At 68.0% G+C, this 18,305-nt stretch carries 17 protein-coding genes; 7 read left to right on the top strand and 10 right to left on the bottom strand.

Features of this window, described 5'->3' with window-relative positions; genetic code table 11:
• The first annotated feature begins 1,500 nt into the window (after window positions 1-1,500).
• Together ACIA47_RS17250 and ACIA47_RS17245 are read left to right on the top strand one after the other, a co-directional pair.
• Window positions 1,501-2,856 (top strand): helix-turn-helix domain-containing protein, encoded by a 1,356-nt coding sequence (locus ACIA47_RS17250; RefSeq protein ID WP_396708959.1) that lies wholly within the window; start codon window positions 1,501-1,503, stop codon window positions 2,854-2,856.
• On the top strand, window positions 2,853-3,518 hold the full coding sequence (locus ACIA47_RS17245; protein WP_396708957.1) for a 2'-5' RNA ligase family protein: 666 nt from the start codon (window positions 2,853-2,855) through the stop codon (window positions 3,516-3,518). The genes ACIA47_RS17250 and ACIA47_RS17245 overlap by 4 nt, the downstream gene beginning before the upstream one ends.
• Window positions 3,519-3,651: 133 nt before the next feature.
• Here the strand turns inward: ACIA47_RS17245 and ACIA47_RS17240 are convergent, their stop codons facing one another.
• Window positions 3,652-4,710 (bottom strand): aminoglycoside phosphotransferase family protein, encoded by a 1,059-nt coding sequence (locus ACIA47_RS17240; RefSeq protein ID WP_396708955.1) that lies wholly within the window; start codon window positions 4,708-4,710, stop codon window positions 3,652-3,654.
• A complete protein-coding gene (locus ACIA47_RS17235; protein WP_396708953.1) occupies window positions 4,707-5,294 on the bottom strand; it encodes a metal-dependent phosphohydrolase in 588 nt (195 codons plus the stop codon). The genes ACIA47_RS17240 and ACIA47_RS17235 overlap by 4 nt, the downstream gene beginning before the upstream one ends.
• Window positions 5,295-5,330: 36 nt before the next feature.
• On the opposite strand from ACIA47_RS17235, the gene ACIA47_RS17230 reads away from it, so the two are divergent.
• Window positions 5,331-5,777 carry a hypothetical protein gene (locus tag ACIA47_RS17230; protein WP_396708951.1) on the top strand — a complete coding sequence of 149 codons (447 nt, stop codon included), beginning with the start codon at window positions 5,331-5,333 and terminating at the stop codon, window positions 5,775-5,777.
• Here the strand turns inward: ACIA47_RS17230 and ACIA47_RS17225 are convergent.
• Complete coding sequence (locus tag ACIA47_RS17225; RefSeq protein ID WP_396708949.1) at window positions 5,767-6,357, bottom strand: hypothetical protein; 591 nt, start codon at window positions 6,355-6,357, stop codon at window positions 5,767-5,769. The genes ACIA47_RS17230 and ACIA47_RS17225 overlap by 11 nt on opposite strands.
• Before the next feature lie 564 nt (window positions 6,358-6,921).
• On the opposite strand from ACIA47_RS17225, the gene ACIA47_RS17220 reads away from it, so the two are divergent.
• The 4 genes from ACIA47_RS17220 (at window position 6,922) to ACIA47_RS17205 (ending at window position 11,178) form a co-directional block, all read left to right on the top strand.
• Window positions 6,922-8,325: an APC family permease gene (locus ACIA47_RS17220; RefSeq protein ID WP_396708947.1), complete on the top strand. Its 1,404-nt coding sequence runs from the start codon at window positions 6,922-6,924 to the stop codon at window positions 8,323-8,325.
• Complete coding sequence (locus ACIA47_RS17215) at window positions 8,322-9,335, top strand: acetamidase/formamidase family protein (protein ID WP_396708945.1); 1,014 nt, start codon at window positions 8,322-8,324, stop codon at window positions 9,333-9,335. Before ACIA47_RS17220 ends, ACIA47_RS17215 begins: the two co-directional genes overlap by 4 nt.
• A 10-nt stretch (window positions 9,336-9,345) precedes the next feature.
• A complete protein-coding gene (locus tag ACIA47_RS17210; protein ID WP_396708943.1) occupies window positions 9,346-10,023 on the top strand; it encodes a GPP34 family phosphoprotein in 678 nt (225 codons plus the stop codon).
• A 489-nt stretch (window positions 10,024-10,512) separates the two neighbouring features.
• A complete protein-coding gene (locus ACIA47_RS17205) occupies window positions 10,513-11,178 on the top strand; it encodes an N-acetyltransferase (RefSeq protein ID WP_396708941.1) in 666 nt (221 codons plus the stop codon).
• Between the two features lie 861 nt (window positions 11,179-12,039).
• Here the strand turns inward: ACIA47_RS17205 and ACIA47_RS17200 are convergent.
• From ACIA47_RS17200 to ACIA47_RS17170, 7 genes are all read right to left on the bottom strand, one after another.
• On the bottom strand, window positions 12,040-12,477 hold the full coding sequence (locus tag ACIA47_RS17200; protein WP_396708939.1) for a hypothetical protein: 438 nt from the start codon (window positions 12,475-12,477) through the stop codon (window positions 12,040-12,042).
• A gap of 106 nt (window positions 12,478-12,583) precedes the next feature.
• Window positions 12,584-13,669, bottom strand: a complete 1,086-nt coding sequence (locus ACIA47_RS17195; RefSeq protein WP_396708937.1) for a hypothetical protein — start codon at window positions 13,667-13,669, stop codon at window positions 12,584-12,586.
• Window positions 13,670-13,875: 206 nt separating this feature from the next.
• Window positions 13,876-14,553: a GGDEF domain-containing protein gene (locus tag ACIA47_RS17190; protein ID WP_396708935.1), complete on the bottom strand. Its 678-nt coding sequence runs from the start codon at window positions 14,551-14,553 to the stop codon at window positions 13,876-13,878.
• Window positions 14,554-14,831: 278 nt separating this feature from the next.
• Window positions 14,832-15,110 (bottom strand): hypothetical protein, encoded by a 279-nt coding sequence (locus ACIA47_RS17185; protein WP_396708933.1) that lies wholly within the window; start codon window positions 15,108-15,110, stop codon window positions 14,832-14,834.
• 253 nt (window positions 15,111-15,363) lie between these two features.
• Entirely contained in the window at window positions 15,364-15,816 is a 453-nt protein-coding gene (locus tag ACIA47_RS17180) for a hypothetical protein (RefSeq protein WP_396708931.1), read from the bottom strand.
• Window positions 15,817-15,820: 4 nt separating this feature from the next.
• A complete protein-coding gene (locus ACIA47_RS17175; protein ID WP_396708929.1) occupies window positions 15,821-16,849 on the bottom strand; it encodes a DUF4192 domain-containing protein in 1,029 nt (342 codons plus the stop codon).
• A gap of 168 nt (window positions 16,850-17,017) precedes the next feature.
• The gene (locus ACIA47_RS17170; protein WP_396708927.1) at window positions 17,018-18,202 is read right to left on the bottom strand and encodes a hypothetical protein; all 1,185 of its coding nucleotides are present in this window, start codon (window positions 18,200-18,202) and stop codon (window positions 17,018-17,020) included.
• Between the last annotated feature and the right edge of the window lie 103 nt (window positions 18,203-18,305).

Below are 18,305 nucleotides of genomic sequence, written 5' to 3'. Positions count from 1 at the left end.
CACCCGAAGTTGCCGCTGGCGTGCACCGGGGGCAGCACTGGATCTCCCCGGCGGTCGTGTTGCATGCCGCATCGGTTCTTCAGGACCTGCGCGTTGTGCGCCGACCCCCTGTACTTGATCTCCTCGTCGCGACGGCCGCACCAGCCCACGGATGTGCTTTGCGGACGCCTGCAATACCGGTTCCACCACCTGACGCTCATAAGGGTCACTATGGTGTTCCCCCTCGGGGGCCCTCTACTCAAGGACATCAGGCTTGGTGCCTGCACATCCACGGCCTCGGGAACCACGTGGGCCCAGCACCGCGGCGACCATCCATGACTGCAAGGCCCACAACTCAACTGGTCGGCGACTTCGGTCAGGCGCCTACACGCCACCTGCGGATTCGACGCCGCCAGTTGCCATCCTCGCTCGGTTCGAGAGCGAGCGCAACGCCGGACCGGTGACCCGACCGACCCAGCCGCAGGCATTCGATCTCGCCCGGCCTGGGAGTCGGGCACAGCCTCAATCGCCCGACCGTCGAACAGGTCGCCGCCCTTGTTTGCGATCCTCGCCCGATCCGGGGCCCGGGCTCAGCCTGCGTGTGCTCGAATATTCCCAGCGTGACGTCGGCGATGCAGTCCTCACCCGTCCGAAACCCGGACGCAGCCACGGGGCTGGTCCGATCACCCAGACTCGACGATGTCGCGATCCTCACCCAATCCAAGGGTCCGGGGACCGGGCGCAGCGTCGCGCCCGTCAGCCACTCGCGGTCGGTCTTGCCCTTGTTGCGATCCTCGCCCGGTCCGGGGACCGGGCGCAGCGCAACGCGACAGGATCCGGCATGCCGGCGAGGCTAGCGACGTTGCGATCCTCGCCCGGTCCGGGGACCGGGCGCAGCAGTTACTCAACAGCATAGGTTCATCAACTTTGAGGTTTATCAGACGTCTCGGTCGCCGAAATTGACTAGATCGCCCGATTGTCAGCTTGGGAACCACACGCTCAACCGACGATCACCAGAGGTTCCTAGATCAACTGATGCCCCTGTGCCACGGCGGGCAGTTGACGGCACCGATACCCGCTGCAGCGGTCCTGCCATCCCCGAACGAGCCGTCTCCCTGGCCCGGAGCGCTGGTCGTACACACCGACTCAACGCACCCAGACAGTCGATCGCCGGTGCCCCCGTTCACAGTGGCAGGCCGGCGATTGACGGGGCGGGCGGAGGGGCATGCGGGGACCGGACACCGACCGACGCGCTAGCAGCGACCTGCGCCGACAGTGTCGGCAAATGCCGCTATCAAACTCCGACAAAGCTCCGACATTGTGGTCCTGCCACGGGCTGCCGCCGCTATCGACAATGGGAACCTGACGATGCCGCCCGATCTCACAACGGCCGTCGACGGGCCGGTGCTCGCTCAGATGCTCCGCGCTGATCGACCGACCCGGAACGATTTTCACAGGCAGCAGCTATCGTCTGCACACATCGTGACCGCAAGTCTGCAGTAGACCGGGGGGTTAACAGCGATGGCTGACAGCGACGAGACCAAGGCCGCCCGCCGCGAGCTCGGCCGCCGGCTCGCGCAGTTGCGCCGGGCTGGCGGTCACACCCAGCACGAATTGGCGCGGCTCGTGCAGTACGGCCGCAGCTCCGTGGCGAACACAGAGACCGGTCACCAACACCCGGACCGTGCCTTCTGGGCGCGCTGCGACACTGTGCTGCAGACCGGTGGCATCCTCGTCAGTGAGTACGACCGCATCACTGAGCTGAACCGTCAACGACGACGCTCATCGGCGATCCAAGAGGCCATGAGCACGTCGGGGCCGGCGACGCCGACCGATGCTGGCCACCACGCCTTCGGAGCGAATGGCGGTGCTCTTCTGTGGGAACGCGAGGACAGCATAGATGCCCGCCGGCTGGCGCTGAAGTCTTCCGTCGATGACAACATTCGTCTCGCATATTTGGAAAACGAGGTCCAGCAGGCGATCGCCGACAACGAGCGCCTCACTCCGGTAATCCTTATAGCGCGTATGCGACCGCTGCGCTCCTACGTCGACCAGCTCATGGAAGGCCAGCAGCACCCACCGCAACGCGCCCGGCTCTACGCCGTCGCCGCTCACCTGTCCGGACTTCTCGGCGCACTCGCCCTTGACCTCGGCGTATACGGTACGGCGCACGCCTATGCCGCCGAAGCGTTCGGCCTCGCCGAGGCTGCCGAGCAGCCCGACGCGCAAGCCTGGGCACGGGCCACGCAAAGCCTGATCGCCTTCTACGCCGGTGAGTACCATGACGCGCTGGCCTACGCCCAGGACGGCCTGCGCCGTGGCGGCACCAGCGGGCACCGCATCCGCCTCACGATCAACGGTCAGGCGCGAGCCCTCGCTCGTCTCGGAGACCGGTACGGCGTCGACCGCGCCGTTGACCACGCATTCACCATGCTGTCCGACTACCCGGCCGGCTCGTCGGTCAGCGCTAGTCTCGCCCTCGGACCGTACTGCCCGGCCAGGACCGCGGCCAACGCGGCGACCGCCTACCTGGCGCTCGGCCGAACCGCAGGCGTCACCAACCATCTCACCACCGCGATCGCCGCGTTCGACACCGCAGGTTTGGCTGGCCCGCGTGCACTCTGCCGCCTCGACCTGGCCACCGCGCACCTGCACGCCAACAGCCCCGACCCGGAGGCAGCAGGCGCACTGGCGGCGGAGGCGCTCACCCTCACTGCGGACCAGCGTTTCGAATCGGTCAACCAACGCACCCGTCAGTTCCTCGCCGCTGCCCACCCCTTCGCTTGCCACCCGCAGCTACGGCAGGTCGCCGACCTGCTCGCCGACCGCACACCGGTCGCTGGCACCGGACAGGCCGCTCTACCATCGCTGTCATGAGCAGCCGGGAACTGGCCAGCCAGCACCAGCGTTGGACCGCCTACCAGGACCTGCCCAGACTCACCAACCACTGGTACTGGCGCCCGGGCTGGCGGGCCGACCGCCAGTTCTACACCTGGCACCTCACCTTCGAACATCAACCTGAACTCCATCACCTCGTCGCCGACCTGCAACGTCAACTCGCTTTGCCCGGACTGGACTTGGTGCCGCTCGACGGGCTCCACCTGACCATGCAAGGTCTCGGCTTCACGGACGAGGTCACCAACACCGACGTTGCAGCGGTAGTTGCCGAGACTCGCCGACGCTGCGCCGGCCTGCCACCGCTGGAGTTGTCGCTCGGGCCGGTCGACCCCGACGCCGAAGGAATCGGCTTGCTCGTCCGTCCCTGGGACCGCCTCGAAGACCTCCGCGCCACCATCCGGGGTGCCATCGGCGCGGTATGGCAGACCGTGCCGGAGGCCTCAGATGGATTCCGGCCACATGTGACGATCGCCTACAGCGGCGGTCAGGCACCGACCGGACCAATCCGCACCCGTCTTAACGACCTCCGCCACCGGCAACCCGCCCGGGTCACCATCCGACAAGCATCGCTGATTGCGCTACGTCGCGAACACCGCAGCTACCGGTGGACAACAGTGGCGACTACCCCCCTTGGCTCGTGAGGCGTTCGACGCGGGCGGCGAGAAGCCGTGGCAGCACGGGGCGATGAAGTCGACCCGGGACAGGCCGGACCCGGCGGCATTCGAGGAGACGAAGCAATGTGCGCGTGTAGGTTGCACGGTTCGGTGAACTGCACTAACGCCTTGCGCCCGTCGCCTCCGACGGAGGTGCGGAAGTAGCAGGACGAGGCGTGAGTGTGGACGACAAGGCGCTACACGAGGATCTTCCTGTAGTAAGTGATGGGCGGCCGGCGCTAGTGGACAGCGGTACTCCAAAAAGGCCCACCGCGCCCTGCAGTTGCCGGAGGACGACTTGGCTATTGCGCAGATCGGCGGAGGCAGGGTGGTGGCCAGCGGCGGCGGTCGTGAGTAGCCACCCGGCCGCCCACACCCGGTGCCAGCCCAGCGCCCATCGGGCAGCGGGAAGCCCGCCCCGGTCCGCTTCGGCGTCGGGGTGGCCACCTGCGGCGACGTAGGCGTGGATGATCTTGGTGAGGAGTCGGGGGTCGGTGGGTGTGCGGGTGCCGAACCAGGTGGCCAGGTCGAACAAGCCCGGTCCGGTGAATGCCTTGGCCCAGTCGATGAGACGACAGCCGGTGCGGCTGACGTGCAGTGAAGTGCGGTGAAATTCGCCGTGGCACAGCCCGAACGGTGGCCGCTCGGCACCGTCGGCTCTGTGTCGTGCGGTGGCAGCGAGTCGCTGCAGCACCGCCTCTATCCCTTCCGCGTCGCGGGTGAAGCGCCCTTGCCGACGGAGCTCGTCTAACGCATCGAGTCCTTGCTCTGGTAGCCGCGCCAGGCCCGCTTCGTCGAAGGTCGGGAGGTTGGGAATGCCCGCAGTGGCGTGAACCCATCGGGCCGTGGCGGCAGCCTCCGCGAGCGTCGCGGTCCGACTTGCCTCGCCCAGGTCCTCCATCAGCATGCCCAGACCGTTAGGGCGCATCGTGTAGCCGTTCAGCAGCGGAACTGGGGCTTGCTGATTGTTGAGCGCGCGAAGGACGGTCGCTTCGCTGGTGAACGGTGCAACGGCGATCTTGCAGATCAGGCTGCTGCCGTCGGGGTAGAACCAGCGCTCGACCGAGGACAGCTCCCATGTCTGGATGAGGTGTCGCCGCGCCGGTACCCGTCGCGATGCGGCAAGCAGGTCACCTCGTAGCTGCGTGCAGAGCTGCTCATCGGGCTCGTCGCTACTCACCGCGCACCCACTCGCTGTGCAGCAGCAGTGGCGCGCTCGAGCGGCGTGAGGGCGGCGTCGAGATGCGCCGACATGCTGGCGGGCAGCCGAGGATGTGCGGCGCGTTGGAACGCCCGAAAGTGCGGCAGTAGCCCGCACAGCACCGGACGCCGTTCAAAAAAGTCCGGTGCGTTGCCCGTGCTTTGGGCCCGGCGTAGCAGCGAAGTCAGCGCGACGATCTTGTCGGCGGTCGAGGCAACTAGCACCGGTTGGTCATCGACGCGGATGGGCGGGTCGGGTTCATCAAGGGCGCGGTGTTCGACCTGAAGGGCGGCGATGATCCGAGCGACCTCGCTCCCGTAGTTGGCGGTAAGGGACTGGTAGACGTCCGCTTCCGCCGCGGCGAATTCCGGCGCGTCGTGCAGGAGCGCGGCGACGATGACGTCCTGCGCCGGAGAGGGGACGTGTTGCTCGATGGTCACAGCGACGCGCAGCGCGTGGACCAGGGCCGGCCGGTCGTCGATGGTGTGCCCCGCGCACCACGTCCGAGCGTCGCGCAGGGCGCGCTCGATGTCGGTGGAGCGGGGAGGCGATAAGACCGTCATACCCTGATACCTCCTGGTTGCCGTACGATCGGCGGCATGTCGGGGCCCCTTCCGCAGTGGCGTGAACAGACCTGCGTGGTGTGTCCGGCTCAGCAACTCGGGCCGGGCCAGTTCGATGTCATCGACCGGCCGGGACCCGAATTCGCGTACCGACCTGACCTGGGATGGCGGGCAACCGCCGACGGTGTCGCCGTTTGCGTTCATCCGTTCCGGGTGGGCCTTCCCGCCGGCCGGTACGCCTCGCAGGGGGAACTGGTCCCCGAGCAGGCGCCCCGACCGGCACCGACGGCGGCGGCGCTGGAGTTGCCCGCCGACGTGGTCGATCTGGATGGTTGGCTCGTAGCCGTCTTGCGGCAGGCACCCGCCGAAGGGATCTTCGCCGCTGTCGCCCAAGCCGAGCGGCTGGCCGCCGAACGGTTCGGAGCGAAGGAAGCGGTGACGGCCCTGCGGCGGGTGCTGTCGGTGGAGTTGGTTAACCGCTGACCCCGGCGGCGAGCGGCTCGTCCCGGTCGAAGTCGAAGTCGTGGCTGCGTCCATCCCGGCCGAGACCAGCGGCCTGGTAGCGCTCGTTGAGCAGGCCGAGACGTCGATTCACCTCGGCCGAGTCCAGCCAGTACCGCAGTGGCTGCTCTCCCCACCCGGCGGCGGCGTAGTAGGCGTCCGTGATGCCCCCGCGGATGTAGGTGAACTCCTCCAACTCGGTGGCATGAGGGAAGGTGACGCCCAAGTCCCTCTGGAGGCGCGTCATCAGCGTGAACTGGGCCAGCACGGCGTGGATCATCTCGTCCACCGGCGCCGGCACCAGCAGTTCAGCGGCGTGCTCGTCGCCGCCGGAAAGATCGAACACGGCAGCTTTGAGCGCCAGCACGCGCAGCGCTTCGTCCAGCAGCGGAGCGGCATCGCGCTCCAGCGACCAACGGCTGATTGCCGGGTAGCCGGTGAATGTGGCCCAGCAGGTGGAGTACTTCATCGACGAGCTCTGCAGACGGCCGTAGGCCGGGTGCGCCTGCATCTTGTCGAGGATCTCGGCGGCCCGACGGCCAACCTCTCCGACCTCCGGCATGGATGAAATGGTCATGGTGCATGCCCTCCCAAGGGGTCGTGGACACGGCAGACCGTCAAGCCGCATCGCGGCTGCGGTCCCTCATCGCCAGCGACGTCGACGCGGGCGCTGACTCAAACATCAGAAGCCGTCGGTGGTCGTGTCGATAAGGGCTGCCGTTCATCTCCGACAATCCGCTGACATGTATCTACGGCGAATGTTGGCGATGCCGGGATTGTCAGTGGATTGTCAGAACCGCTTGGCAGGACTGGCCGACATTGATCAATTTCGTCTTAGGTCGCTCTATGTCCGCGCCATCGCCGCCGCTGCACTGTAGTCACCAGCCAGCGATGCCAACTCACCGAGGGAAGGTTCGCCGTGCCTTCTGCCGAGAGGCTCATGCCCCTCCTGATCCCACCGCTGGTTTCGGTCATCACGCCGCAACTGCTGGCGTCGATCGGCCGGCAACTCTTCGCCGACGGGCCTGTCCACGAGCAGGTGCATCGATGGCCTGCTCCACTCGGTCGGCGTATTTGGCAGACGCGATATTCCGTTCACTGATTATTGAGACCCGCGGAGGATGTTGTGTACGAGCAGGATTTGGCCCGCTATGGATACCGCCAGGAGTTGTCTCGTCAGTTGAGGTTCCGGGATCTGGTCGCGTACGGGTTGGTGTACATGGTGCCGATCGCGCCGATGGCGATCTTCGGCAGCGTCTACGCCGGCTCCGGTGGGCTGGTCGCCTTGGCGTACGCGGTCGGTGTGGTGGCGTTGGTATTCACCGCGTTCTCGTACGCGCAGATGGTGAAGGCGTTCCCGATGTCGGGAAGCGTTTACAACTACGCCGGGCGCGGCATCAGCCCGCCGGTAGGGTTCCTCGCCGGCTGGGTGATCCTCCTGGACTACGTCCTCGTACCAGGGCTGTTGTACCTGGTGGCGTCCGTGGCGATGCACGCCACGATCCCAGCGGCGCCGGTGTGGCTGTGGCTACTCGGGTTCGTCGCGGTCAACACGATCGTCAACTCGGTCGGCATCCGCATGACCGCGGTCGTCACCCGGGTGATGCTTATCGGCGAGCTGATCGTGCTGGCGGTGTTCCTGGCCGTCGCTGGCTGGGCCCTTGCCTCGGGTAGGGGCCGGTTCAGCTGGGCGGCGTTCTACAGCGCTGACACGTTCACCTGGTCGGTGCTGGCCGGTGCGGTGTCGATCGCCGTGCTGTCTTTCCTCGGTCTCGATGGCATCTCGATGTTGGCCGAGGAAACCAGGGGCGGCTCCCGGCAGATCGGCCGCGCGATGGCCGCGGTTCTCGTCTTGGCGGGGGTGCTATTCGTAGCGCAGACATGGCTCGCGGCGATGCTCGTCCCCGACCCGGCCGTGCTTCTCGCCGAGGGTGATCCGAACGGGACCGCCTTCTACGACGTCGCTGCCGTGGCTGGCGGGGGGTCGCTGGCGACGCTGTGCGCAGTCGCGACAGCCATCGCGTGGGGGTTGCCGAACTCGATGGTCGCGCAGGTCGCCACGTCTCGGCTGCTGTACGCGATGGCCCGGGACCGGCAGTTGCCGGCGTTCTTGGCGAGGGTGTCGATCCGGCGCAACGTGCCGATCAACGCGACGCTACTCACCGGCGCGGTGTCCCTGGCACTGGGCCTGTACATGGCGACCCGTGCGGATGGGATCACCCTGCTGTCGTCGCTGATCAACTTCGGGGCGATGGTCGCGTTCCTGGTCCTGCACGTCTCGGTCGTGGTGCATCACCTCATCCGGGAGCGCAGCGGGAACTGGTGGGCGCACCTGGTCATGCCCGCCGTCGGCTTCGCCATCCTGGTGTGGGTGGTCGTCAACGCCAACATCGCCGCCCAGCGCCTCGGCCTGGCCTGGCTCGCCCTCGGGATGATCGTCCTGGCCGGCCTGTACCTGTCCGGCCGCCGCCCTGCCCTCTCGGGGTTGGCGCCCGCGCAGCCGCAGGCACGTCACGTGGAGCGGGTGTGACCAGCATGGACACCTTCACCTACCGGCCCGCCCGAGACGAGCTGGCATACACCTTCGGCGGTCGGATGCCGGTCGCGCACCTGCGCGGCGGGGACGTGTTCACCGTCGTAACGGAGGACTGCTTCGGTGGTCTCGTGAGGGGGCCGGCGGACCTGCCGTCGCAGGTGTGCCGCATGCCGTACCTCAACCCGGTGTCCGGGCCGTTCTTCGTAGAGGACGCCGAGCCCGGCGACACCCTCGCCGTCCACCTCGCCGCCATCACCCCGGCCCGCGACTGGGGCGTGTCCTCGACGTTCCCGCACTTCGGGGCACTGACCTCCACCTCCCATACCGCCACCCTGCAGCCTCCATTGGAGGAGCGGGTGTGGGTGTACGGCATCGACCGGCGCGCCGGGACCGTACGGTTCGAGGCCACCCGCAGCGACCACAGCGTGGACCTGCCGCTGGACCCGATGATCGGCACGATCGGTGTCGCCCCCGGCGCGTTCGAGGCCCGCTCCACCCTCGTGCCCGACACCCACGGCGGGAACCTCGACACCCCGCACCTGCGCGCCGGCACCACCCTCTACCTCGGGGTGAACGTCCACGGGGCGATGCTGGCCCTCGGCGACGGGCACGCCCGCCAGGGCGAAGGCGAGGCCTGCGGCGTCGGCGTGGAGATCGCCACGACCACCACCATCGCCATCGCCGTCATCAAAGGCGTCACCACACGGTGGCCAAGGTTGGAGACCGACCGGGACATCCTGACCATCGGCTGCGCGAGGCCCCTGGAGGACGCCTACCGCATCGCCCAGCACGACCTCGTCGGCTGGGCCAGCGCCCTGACCGGCCTGGAAACCCTAGACGCCTACCAACTCGTGTCGCAGGCGGGACGGGCACCGATCGGCAACGTGTGCGACCCCAACTACACCGTCCTCGCCACCATCGACAAAACCCTGCTTCCCGCCGCCGGACCCGCATACGGCGGCGCACACGAGCGGCTCCGGCGGCTCACCGCCGGACTGCGGTAGGAACTCGCCGATGACCGCGTCGATCCCGCGCCTGCCGCTACGCGATGACCTGTTCCTCCTCGGCCACGACGACGACACCGGACACCCCCACCTGCACCGGCAGACCCTCACCCTCGGGCTCGCGGGCGCGGTCCTGATCGACCTGTACCTGGCCGGGCGGGTGACCCTCGACCCGAACGACGACACCCGCCCGGCTAGCCACCAACGGATCCACCCGCACATCGACCGCCCGGTCGGGGACCTGATCGCCGACGCCGCGACCGCCACGATCCGCCACACCCACCCACCCCTACGGGTGTGGCTGCGCGGGTTTTCCGACGACCTCTACGACCGCACCCGCGCCGGACTCGTCGCCGGCGGAATCCTGCGCCACCACACCCGACGGCGCATCCTCGGCCTCATCCGCGCCGACGCCTACCTACCCACCGACACCAAATGGGCCGTCATCGCCCGCTCCCGCCTGCGCTACCTCGCCACCGGCCACGAACAACCCGACAACCACACCGCCGCCCTCGCCGGCCTCGTCGCCGACCTTCGCCTCACCCACCACCTCTACCTCGACGACGACACCACCACCCTGACCACTCGCCTGAAAGCCATCGCCGCGCAGCACTACCAACCGGTACGCGACATCACCGCCGCCGTAGACGCCGCCGTCGGTGACCTCGCCACCGCCACCTACCGCTAGCCCATCCACCGCATCTCGAGAAAGCTCACCGTGAACAACCAACCGCACGCGCGACCCGCGACCCGCGACCCGCGACCCGCGACCCGCGACCGACAAGCCTCACTCGGCGGTCGGCGAACCGTGAGCAATACCGCTGCCGTCAGTGCGCTCGGCCTTATCGCCAGCGTCGCAGCTACTCCGAACTCGGCGAGTGCCACCGGGCGGAGCCAATCACTACCCATGCCTTTCACCACTGCCACGTCTCTGCCGACGGTGGGACCGACAGAGCAGGGCGAAGCGGCATCGGCGCTACTGCCACCCACAGCGCCATCCGCGGCCCAATGATCCTCCACGCGACGTCGGCGAACGATCGAGCGACGCTCCATCGCCACCACGCAGCGAGCGGACGGGCTTCGTGGTCAGCGACCACCACCCGGTCCTGTGCGCACCTGTACCGCCAGCAGTAGCAATTCCTGAACTCCGCCCACCCCAAGCTAGAGAGAAACCGCCATGGCCACTGTCCCGCGCATCCGTGCCGCCCGCTGGGCAGACAAAGACACTGTCGCCGCCCTCATCGCCGACGCTCTGGCCCCGAGCCCTCTCGCCATGTGGCTGATCCCCGACCCAGGACCACGCCGGCGGATCCTCACCGACGTCCTCGGCATCTGGATCGAACACGCCATGTTCTACGGCGACATCCACCTCACCGACGACACCACCGCCGCGACCGTCGGCTTCCACCGATATAGGCCCCTCCCGCCACCAGCGAACTACCCCACCCGCCTGAGCGACACCGCCGGCCCCCACGCCGCCCGCTTCGGCCTACTCGACCGACTCCTCGCCGCAGAACGACCCGACGAACCCCACTACCATCTCGCGTTCCTTGCCGTACAAACCGAAGCCCGAGGCACCGTTCACGGCACCGCCTTGCTCAACCACCACCGCAGCCGACTCGACCACGTGAACCTGCTGTCCTGGACCAGCACCACGACCGACACCCAGAACACGTACCTCCGTCACGGGTACACACCACAACCGACCATCAACCTGCCCGATGGCCCGGCCATCTACCCCATGCGGCGCAACCCCCGCTTCACCACGCCCGGCCAACCGAACCCAACCCCGACCTCGCGCCAGAGACCCAACGCCTGTCCATCGAATCCTCTGGGCATGTGATCCGTCGGCCAGGCCGCGACGGATGGAGAGAACGGCTGCCACGCCTACCACAGCGTTGGGCCGGCCAGCCGCACCTGCTCAAGCCGGTTACGACGACTCTCCATCCAAGCCGCCTCCACTCCTGGATCGCTGATTGTCAGCGGCGACAGCCCTGCGACGCAGGCGCAACGGCGAAACACACGTGCCCTTGAGGAAGCTAGCCGCCATCACCGTCAGCGCCGCCGCTTTGATCAACGCGGGCAGGAAATCGGTCGCCAGCCGTTGAGCGCAACCGAGGCCTCTACAGAGGAACTCACAGCACGAGGTCCGCAGCGTCGCTACCGAATCGAATGGCCCCCTGGCCACAAGCCGAGAGACCGCCGATCTCCGCCAACCAGCCCGAGGGAGGCCCGCACCGAAACCCATATCCCCGACCATCGCAACGACCGCCGCACAACCGGGCTGCGGACCGCTGCTCCCAATCTGCTCCCAATGTAAGCCGCCCAAACGGGGAAGCCCGTTACCAGTTGAGCTGGTAACGGGCTTCTGAACTGCACAAACTAAGGGTGGGCGATGCTGGTATCGAACCAGCGACCTCTTCGGTGTGAACGAAGCGCTCTCAAGCAAGCCGCTTTAGGAGCAGCCAGGTGAGCGCGTGCTGGGGTGCCGATTCGTACCTGCAGCGGTTGGTGCCGGCGTACGGGCGCGCTCGTCGCGTTATCCCCACCACCGCGGCGGTTGACGGGGTGCCAGTGCGAGCACACGCAGACAGGCTGATGTGCCGCTACGACCAGCTCGGCACCAGTACGGTTGCCGACGTCGGAGGATGCTGTCCTCACGGATCGTCTTCGTGGGCCAGGTCGGTCGACGGATTCTAGTGCTCTAGAGATCGTCGGGCCACCAGTGTGGATCGAGGCTCTTGCCGTGGCCTTGAGGGCAGGTTCCGTAGCCGGTGCTGGAGACGTTCCAGTGGTGATAGCAGAACGGGGCGTCGCATTGACCGCAGAATCCGGCGTCGTCGTAGAAGCCGGCTCCGGTAACGGCGGCGTACCGGTACGGCTGGGTAAAGGCGACGGCGATCCGATCCGCATGCGCCAGATCCACCGATCGACCGAGTCCGTTGCCCGCCTCGATCCCAGAGAACAGCAGCCACCACTGCTGGCCTCCGTCGCGCTGTCGCGCGGCGTTGTAGGCGTCGCGCTGCGCCGGTGACCAGCGCGGCCAGTCTGCGGGCTGAGTACCGGGTGCGACGAGTTCGATGTGTGCTGCCGGTCGTCCGCAAACCGCGCACGGTGGCTCTGCTACGAAGGCCTCGGGCATGACTCATCTTCTCCTGCCTATTAGTTGGATACGAGCCGTCTTGGACGATCAGGCGTCGATGCCGGCGGCGGGACGGACGGAACCGTGCCACCGCCGACATCGCCATCTACTTGCGATCTTGGGGTTTGGGTTGACGGCTGCTGAGCATGCGTACGGTGGTGCTCAACTTGATCGGCGCATCGTCGGGACCCCTGAGGAAGGGGTGGATGTAGACGGGGCGGCGCAGCGATCGGCCAGGGCCGTGGGCTTGGTTGCGCCAATGTCCGGAGACCCAGGACCGACTGGCTTGAGGGCCCCCAGGGCTGCCTGGCACCTTCTCGGCGTCCGGCCTTGGACTGGTGCGGCGGCCGCGTATCCGCACGATGCGCACCTCGGGTACGGGTCGGTTGGTGCGGGCGTAGGTCTTGGCGACGGCTCTGTCGACTCGTGCCGTGGTGACGTCTGCGGTTTGCTGGGCGATCAGCAGCCACGTCGCGACCAGCGCTGCCGCCGGATGGTCAGCGGGTGTCGAATGCTGTTCGGGGAGGTGGATTGCGCTCATCGGTGCGAGCCAGCCGACCTGTTCGCGTAGCCGTTGCAGCGGTTTGCCGTGCAGTCCGCCGCCGATGGTGCGGTAGAGGACTATTGTCCGGCCGTGAGTGGTGGTGGCCCAGGATGCGGCAGTGAGTTGGCGGTGTGTCACTGGCCGGGGCCAGATGAGCATTCCGTCGGCCGAGGGGATGAGGTCGCGGCTGATGCGTACGTCGGGCAGCTGTCCTGCGGCGTGCTCAGCCAGGTCGGTGAAGTCGTTGTCGATCCAGTACAGGTGTGATCGCTCGAGACCGGTGGCTATCTGCTGACGTGTGTCGGTGATTCCGAGCGTGGCGGGCAGGTTGTCCGCGCCTCGATAGAAGCGGGTGAGCCGGTCACGGACCTTGGGCAACTCTGCGGCGGTGATGGTGGTTGCCGGCCACGCTGTCGTCGTGATGAGCGTTCGGCCGGCGAGTCGGGCGTTGAGGAACGCTTGATGCAGCTGCTCGATTCGAGTTCGTACGTGAGGATGGTTGGCGAGGCCGAGCGCCCGAACCGCACGGTCGATGACCTTGTCGCTGCGGCCCTCGTCGATGTGGATTTGGCAGGCCGCGCAGGCCGCCCAGGAGTCGCCGAAGTCTTGGACCAGCCCTGCGGTGGAGCCGATGGCGATGGCGGTCACCTCGCCGCCGCGCAGCGTCCAGATGGGGTGCGGGTCGCCGCAGAAGTCGCAGCTTCGGCGGACGGTGTCGAGCTGGCTGACCGGGACGGGCGCTGGTTCGTGTCCGTCCGTGGCGAGGTGGGTCGGGTGTGCGTAGGTGGGGGGTATGCCGAGGGTGTTCAGCGGGGAGAGGCAGGTCTGGCAGGCCATCTCGTCGTTCGGGGCGGTCATGCCGTGGCCTCGCCGGTCGGCTGGCGCTGGTCGCGGAGGCGGGGTCCGCGACGGTGCTGTGCGGGCGGCATAGTCATGCCGGGCTGGTAGATGGCGTGGCGGTTTCGGCCGTTTCGCTTGGCGTGGTACATGGCGATGTCGGCGCGGTGCAGGGCCACTTCAGCGAAGGGGTCGCTGGTGGTGACGAGCGCTAGGCCCACGCTGGCGGTGATGGTGACCGTGGCAGGGCTGCCCTCCGCGGAAAGCGCGACGGGCTGGGCGATGATCGTGGCGATGGTGTCGGCGATACGGTCCAGGTCGTTGATGCGGGCCGGCAGGAGTGCGGCGTACTCGTCGCCGGCGAGCCGTGCAGCGGCGCCTCCGTGAAGAGCGGCGATGTCGGTGATGCGCCCGGCGACTTGGATGAGGAGGTCGTCTCCCTGGTCGTGGCCGTGGGTGTCGTTGACGCGTTTGAAGTCGTCGAGGTCGATCAGGGCGACGATGACGGGCTGCGCGGGGGTGGTTGTGGCGAGGGTCGCGTGTGCGGCCTGCAGGCCGGCGCGGTTGAGCATGCCGGTGAGCGGGTCGTGGAGCATCGACCAGGTGGCGTTGGCGAGTTGGGTGCGGAGGCTGTGAATCGTCGGCCAGGCGGTGAGCCTGCCCAAGGCGAGCGCCACCACCGTGGTGGCGATCATGATCAGTGGTAGGGACACTGGGTTCCTCCTTTGCAGGAGAACCCGGGACGCGATCGTTTCGAGGCGGCGCGTCCCGGGTCCTGATACGAAGACGGCCCGCCTACGGCGGGCCGGGTTACGGGTTCGTGCCGCTCGGGCTCACGGCATCGGTGATGACGACGACCTCGGCTCGGAGGCGTCATCGGGGCGGTTCAGTCAGCAGTGCTCGTGATGGCGTGCTTGCGAGTTGGTTGCCGCCGCTGGCGCGCGATGCGACGTCAAGCGACCGGGAGTTGGTGTCAGCGGCGCACCGGATGAGCGGCCTGGTCGGCGCGAAGTCTGGCGGGTAGGTCAGCTGGTATCTCGGCGTAGGGCGCGACGGCTATAAGCACCTCGGCCGGGTCGAGAAGCGTCTCGATCCGGCCGAGGTGGATGGTGTCGGGCTGGTGGTGGGGTTCGGTGACCGGGTCCCAGGTGAAGTCGACGACGGTCGCGAAGTACGTGCGGTGCGGGTTCCAGCCGACCTGGATGGTGTACCGCTCGAACCCGGGTTTGGGTGTGAGGGTGTACAGGCTCATCAGTGCCTTTCGTGGGTTTGCTGCCCATGCCCGGCGCAACCTGTGTCCGAAGCAGGTCCTGCTGCGGTGGGCCGCTGGTCTGGGTGGATGTGCCGGGCTGCGGGTTGCGTCGCCGTGGCTCACTCCCCCGTCGTGGCCGACACTGTCGGGCGCCGGCGGGGTCTGCTCCGCGGCAGTCGAGGAGGGTGCAGCGTGTGTTACTGCGCCCCTGCCCGAAGGGCAGATGGGGTGCCGGCGGCGGGGGTGCCGATGCTCATTCCGGGAGGTGGCGGGAGCGTTCCTCCGCCACTTCGATGATCTTGTCGCGTCGCGCGGCGGGCAGGTCGACGAGCAGGTCGACGTAGTGCTGCTCCTGGGCGGTAAGTGATTCGGCGAACGCCGCTTTGTAGGCCAGGCGCGCGGCCTCGTGTGCGGCCTCGATCGGGCCGCTATGGTCGTAGGCGGAGGTGACCTGGCGAAGTTGTGCGGCTGCCGTGAGCGGGTCTCGGGACAGCGTGGTGTCGTAGAGGCGGAAGTTCGCTGGAAGGTTGGCCGCGGTGATCGCGGTGATCAGGCACAGGTTGGCTTGGGCGTCGTAGGCGAATGCCTCGTCGCGGAAGGGCGTTTCTCCGCGGGCGCGCAGGGCGGCGCGGTTGGCGTTCCAGCGCAGTCGGGCTTCTTCGGCGGTGCGGGCGAGTGACAGCAGGATGCTGCGAATGGGATCCACCGTGTTACTCCTGTTCGGTAAGGGTGTTCGGGCTTGAAGGGCTGGGCTGGTTGCTGCTAGCCGCCTGCTCGAAGTCGGAGGGCGGCAGACCGACGTGCAGGGCCTGCAGGAGCAGGTCGGCGAGCTGGTAGTCGGGGTCGATCTGCAGGGCACGTTCGGCGGCCATGAGGGCTAGAACGCCGTCGCCGCAGCGCCATGCGGTGAGCGCGAGTACGGTCGCGGGCGCCGGCACGAGCGCCTCGTCGGCGCGGCGGGTGACCTCGGCCCAGAAGGTGACGTGCTGGTCGTGCGGTTGAGTGAGATCAACGGCGAGGTCCCGCACGGGCCGGTGTGTCAGCAGCACGGTCAGCCAGGCCACCTCGTCGTCGGTAAGACCCCTGCCGTCGTCGTTGTGTCGCAGCGCGCTTCGGACCGCATGCACGCCGGCCTCGTACACCGCAGCGCTGCCGCTGGTCTCCAAGGCCGTCATGCGGGCGGTCGCCTCGGTCGTGGCGTGTCGGATGCCGTCGCCGGTGCTGTCGACTGTGGTGAAGCGGCTGGCCACTGCCGCCCGATCCGGCCTCGCGACGAGCCCGGCGACGGTCGCGTGCACGGCCAAGAGCGAGGTCGTGGGTTCGACGGGGGTTCCCTGCGGTGGGCAGCAGCCGGGATCGCCGCAGGTGAGGCTGAAGATGCGGCTCTCGGTGACCCGCAGCAGTTCCCGCACGGTCAGGCCGGCGGCGGCGAACGCGTCGCCGACGCCACGCAGTGCCGGGTCGATGTGTCCCTGGGCGCCGTAGCCGACGATAACGAGGTCGGTGATCGGCTGCTGCCGCTGCACGACCGGGACGAGGTGAGCGGCGAGGTCGCGCAGGTGATGTGCGGGGGATCCGAGGGCTGGCAGGTCGCCTCGGGCGGCGAACACGATGCGCCGGTCTCGGCAGGCGATCACGACGATGCTGCCGTCGCTGGGATGAAAGCCGATGAGGTACGGCACCGCGGTCGCCAGGTCAGCTGAGGATCGGACCGTCAGTTTGTTGTCGGGGAACGACACGTTGATCTCCCGTCAGTGGGGGGGGTCGGTAGAGGGGTGGAAAGCCGGCGGGAAGGCGCAGTCGTCGCACATAGCGCCGATCCGGAAACAGGTGCCAAGCGAGGGCGGCCCGTGGGAGGCAGTCCGTTGGCGTCTGCTCAGGGACGTAGAGATTCGGCGGCAGACGAGTCAGTCGCTGTCGGGGTCCAGGTAGAAATCGATGCCCTGGCTCTCGACGCTGGCTGTCACCGTGACCAGGTAGTGGTCGGTTCTGGCCAGTGCCCGGGTCAAGTCCGCGTGGACGAGGGCTTCGGCCGCGGTGGTGGCGTCGGCGGGAGTGTCGTGTCCGCGTAGCCACATCTCGTACTCGTGCCGCCAATGAATTCGCCATCCGTCCTGATCGACGGTGGCGTTCTGAGGGATGCTCCAGCCGTACGCGGTCCACGGCCGTGCCTCGTCCGGGTTGATCGTGGTGGCGGCGCGCATCCTGTATCGCGCGGCGTCGCCGGCATCCTCGGCGGTGCCGTCGCCGACCGGCAGTGTGAGGTCGGCGATCACCGTGATGTGGTGTGCTTGAGGCAGGGGGTCGAGGCCGAGACCGACGAGGAACTGGTTGACCCGCTGAGCCGCGTGCTGGTGTACGCCGCCGAACTCGTCGTCGACCAGGGCGCGGATCGCACGAGCCCGGATGCTTCGCCGCAGGCCCGCGAGGGCCTGTACGGCGGCATCACGCGCCGCCGTCGCAGCGGCAAGCTCATCGCCGCCTGTTAACTGGACCGCGCCGTCCGCGGGTTGCGCATGTATGCCGACGGGGTCCGGCGTGGCCTCGTCAGGGCTGTCGGTGCACTGCCAGGTCGGCGTGGCCAGGGTGATGCCGGCCTCAGCCAGCGCCCGCAGATGGATGTCCATCGTCGTGCGAGCGATCTCGCGCGCGTCCGCCTGCCGGACCGCCGTGGCCCAGGTGTGGAGCATGACCTGCACGGTGGTGCGGTACCGCTGCCGCCCAGGTGCGTCGCCGCCGGGCGCGCGTGCAACGTCGATGACGTGTTGGGGGTAGACGGCAATCGCCGGCTGCAGCTGGCGCAGTTCGTCCGGTACACCCCAGCGCGCTTGCTCGCGGGCCTCGTCATGGTTGGTGTGCGACCGCGTGTACGACAGCTGCGCTTCGCCGGAAATGGTCCACCGTTGCGGCAGCGGATCCAGGCCCCATGTCGCGAGAGCGTCCTCGCATCCCGGCCGGCAAATCAGCCTGCTGTGGAATGCGGCGATGAGGACGGACCGGGCCTCGACGGCCAGCGCCGTCCGCTGCTCGATGGCAGCCGTCGTTTCGGCATGCAGAGCACGGGCCTGGTCCGCCGGGCTTCCGCCGGTCATCGCTGCACCGCCCGGCTGCCGGTAGTAACCGAGGGCATGCCCGTGGCCAACCTGGCGCGTGCAGCCACCTGAACAGGGGGCATGTCGTGAGCCGGATGCACGT

The organism is Micromonospora sp. NPDC051227, assembly GCF_044455385.1.
Classification (GTDB): Bacteria; Actinomycetota; Actinomycetes; order Mycobacteriales; family Micromonosporaceae; genus Micromonospora.
This window is presented reverse-complemented; position numbering and strand designations above follow the sequence as displayed.

Coding starts and splice junctions, on each gene's coding strand:
- ACIA47_RS17200 (WP_396708939.1), bottom strand. CDS start 12,477: ATGCCCGAGGCCTTCGTAGCAGAGCCACCGTGCGCGGTTTGCGGACGA.
- ACIA47_RS17170 (WP_396708927.1), bottom strand. CDS start 18,202: ATGACCGGCGGAAGCCCGGCGGACCAGGCCCGTGCTCTGCATGCCGAA.
- ACIA47_RS17185 (WP_396708933.1), bottom strand. CDS start 15,110: ATGAGCCTGTACACCCTCACACCCAAACCCGGGTTCGAGCGGTACACC.
- ACIA47_RS17250 (WP_396708959.1), top strand. CDS start 1,501: ATGGCTGACAGCGACGAGACCAAGGCCGCCCGCCGCGAGCTCGGCCGC.
- ACIA47_RS17190 (WP_396708935.1), bottom strand. CDS start 14,553: ATGATCGCCACCACGGTGGTGGCGCTCGCCTTGGGCAGGCTCACCGCC.
- ACIA47_RS17205 (WP_396708941.1), top strand. CDS start 10,513: ATGGCCACTGTCCCGCGCATCCGTGCCGCCCGCTGGGCAGACAAAGAC.
- ACIA47_RS17245 (WP_396708957.1), top strand. CDS start 2,853: ATGAGCAGCCGGGAACTGGCCAGCCAGCACCAGCGTTGGACCGCCTAC.
- ACIA47_RS17225 (WP_396708949.1), bottom strand. CDS start 6,357: ATGCCGGAGGTCGGAGAGGTTGGCCGTCGGGCCGCCGAGATCCTCGAC.
- ACIA47_RS17235 (WP_396708953.1), bottom strand. CDS start 5,294: ATGACGGTCTTATCGCCTCCCCGCTCCACCGACATCGAGCGCGCCCTG.
- ACIA47_RS17230 (WP_396708951.1), top strand. CDS start 5,331: ATGTCGGGGCCCCTTCCGCAGTGGCGTGAACAGACCTGCGTGGTGTGT.
- ACIA47_RS17210 (WP_396708943.1), top strand. CDS start 9,346: ATGACCGCGTCGATCCCGCGCCTGCCGCTACGCGATGACCTGTTCCTC.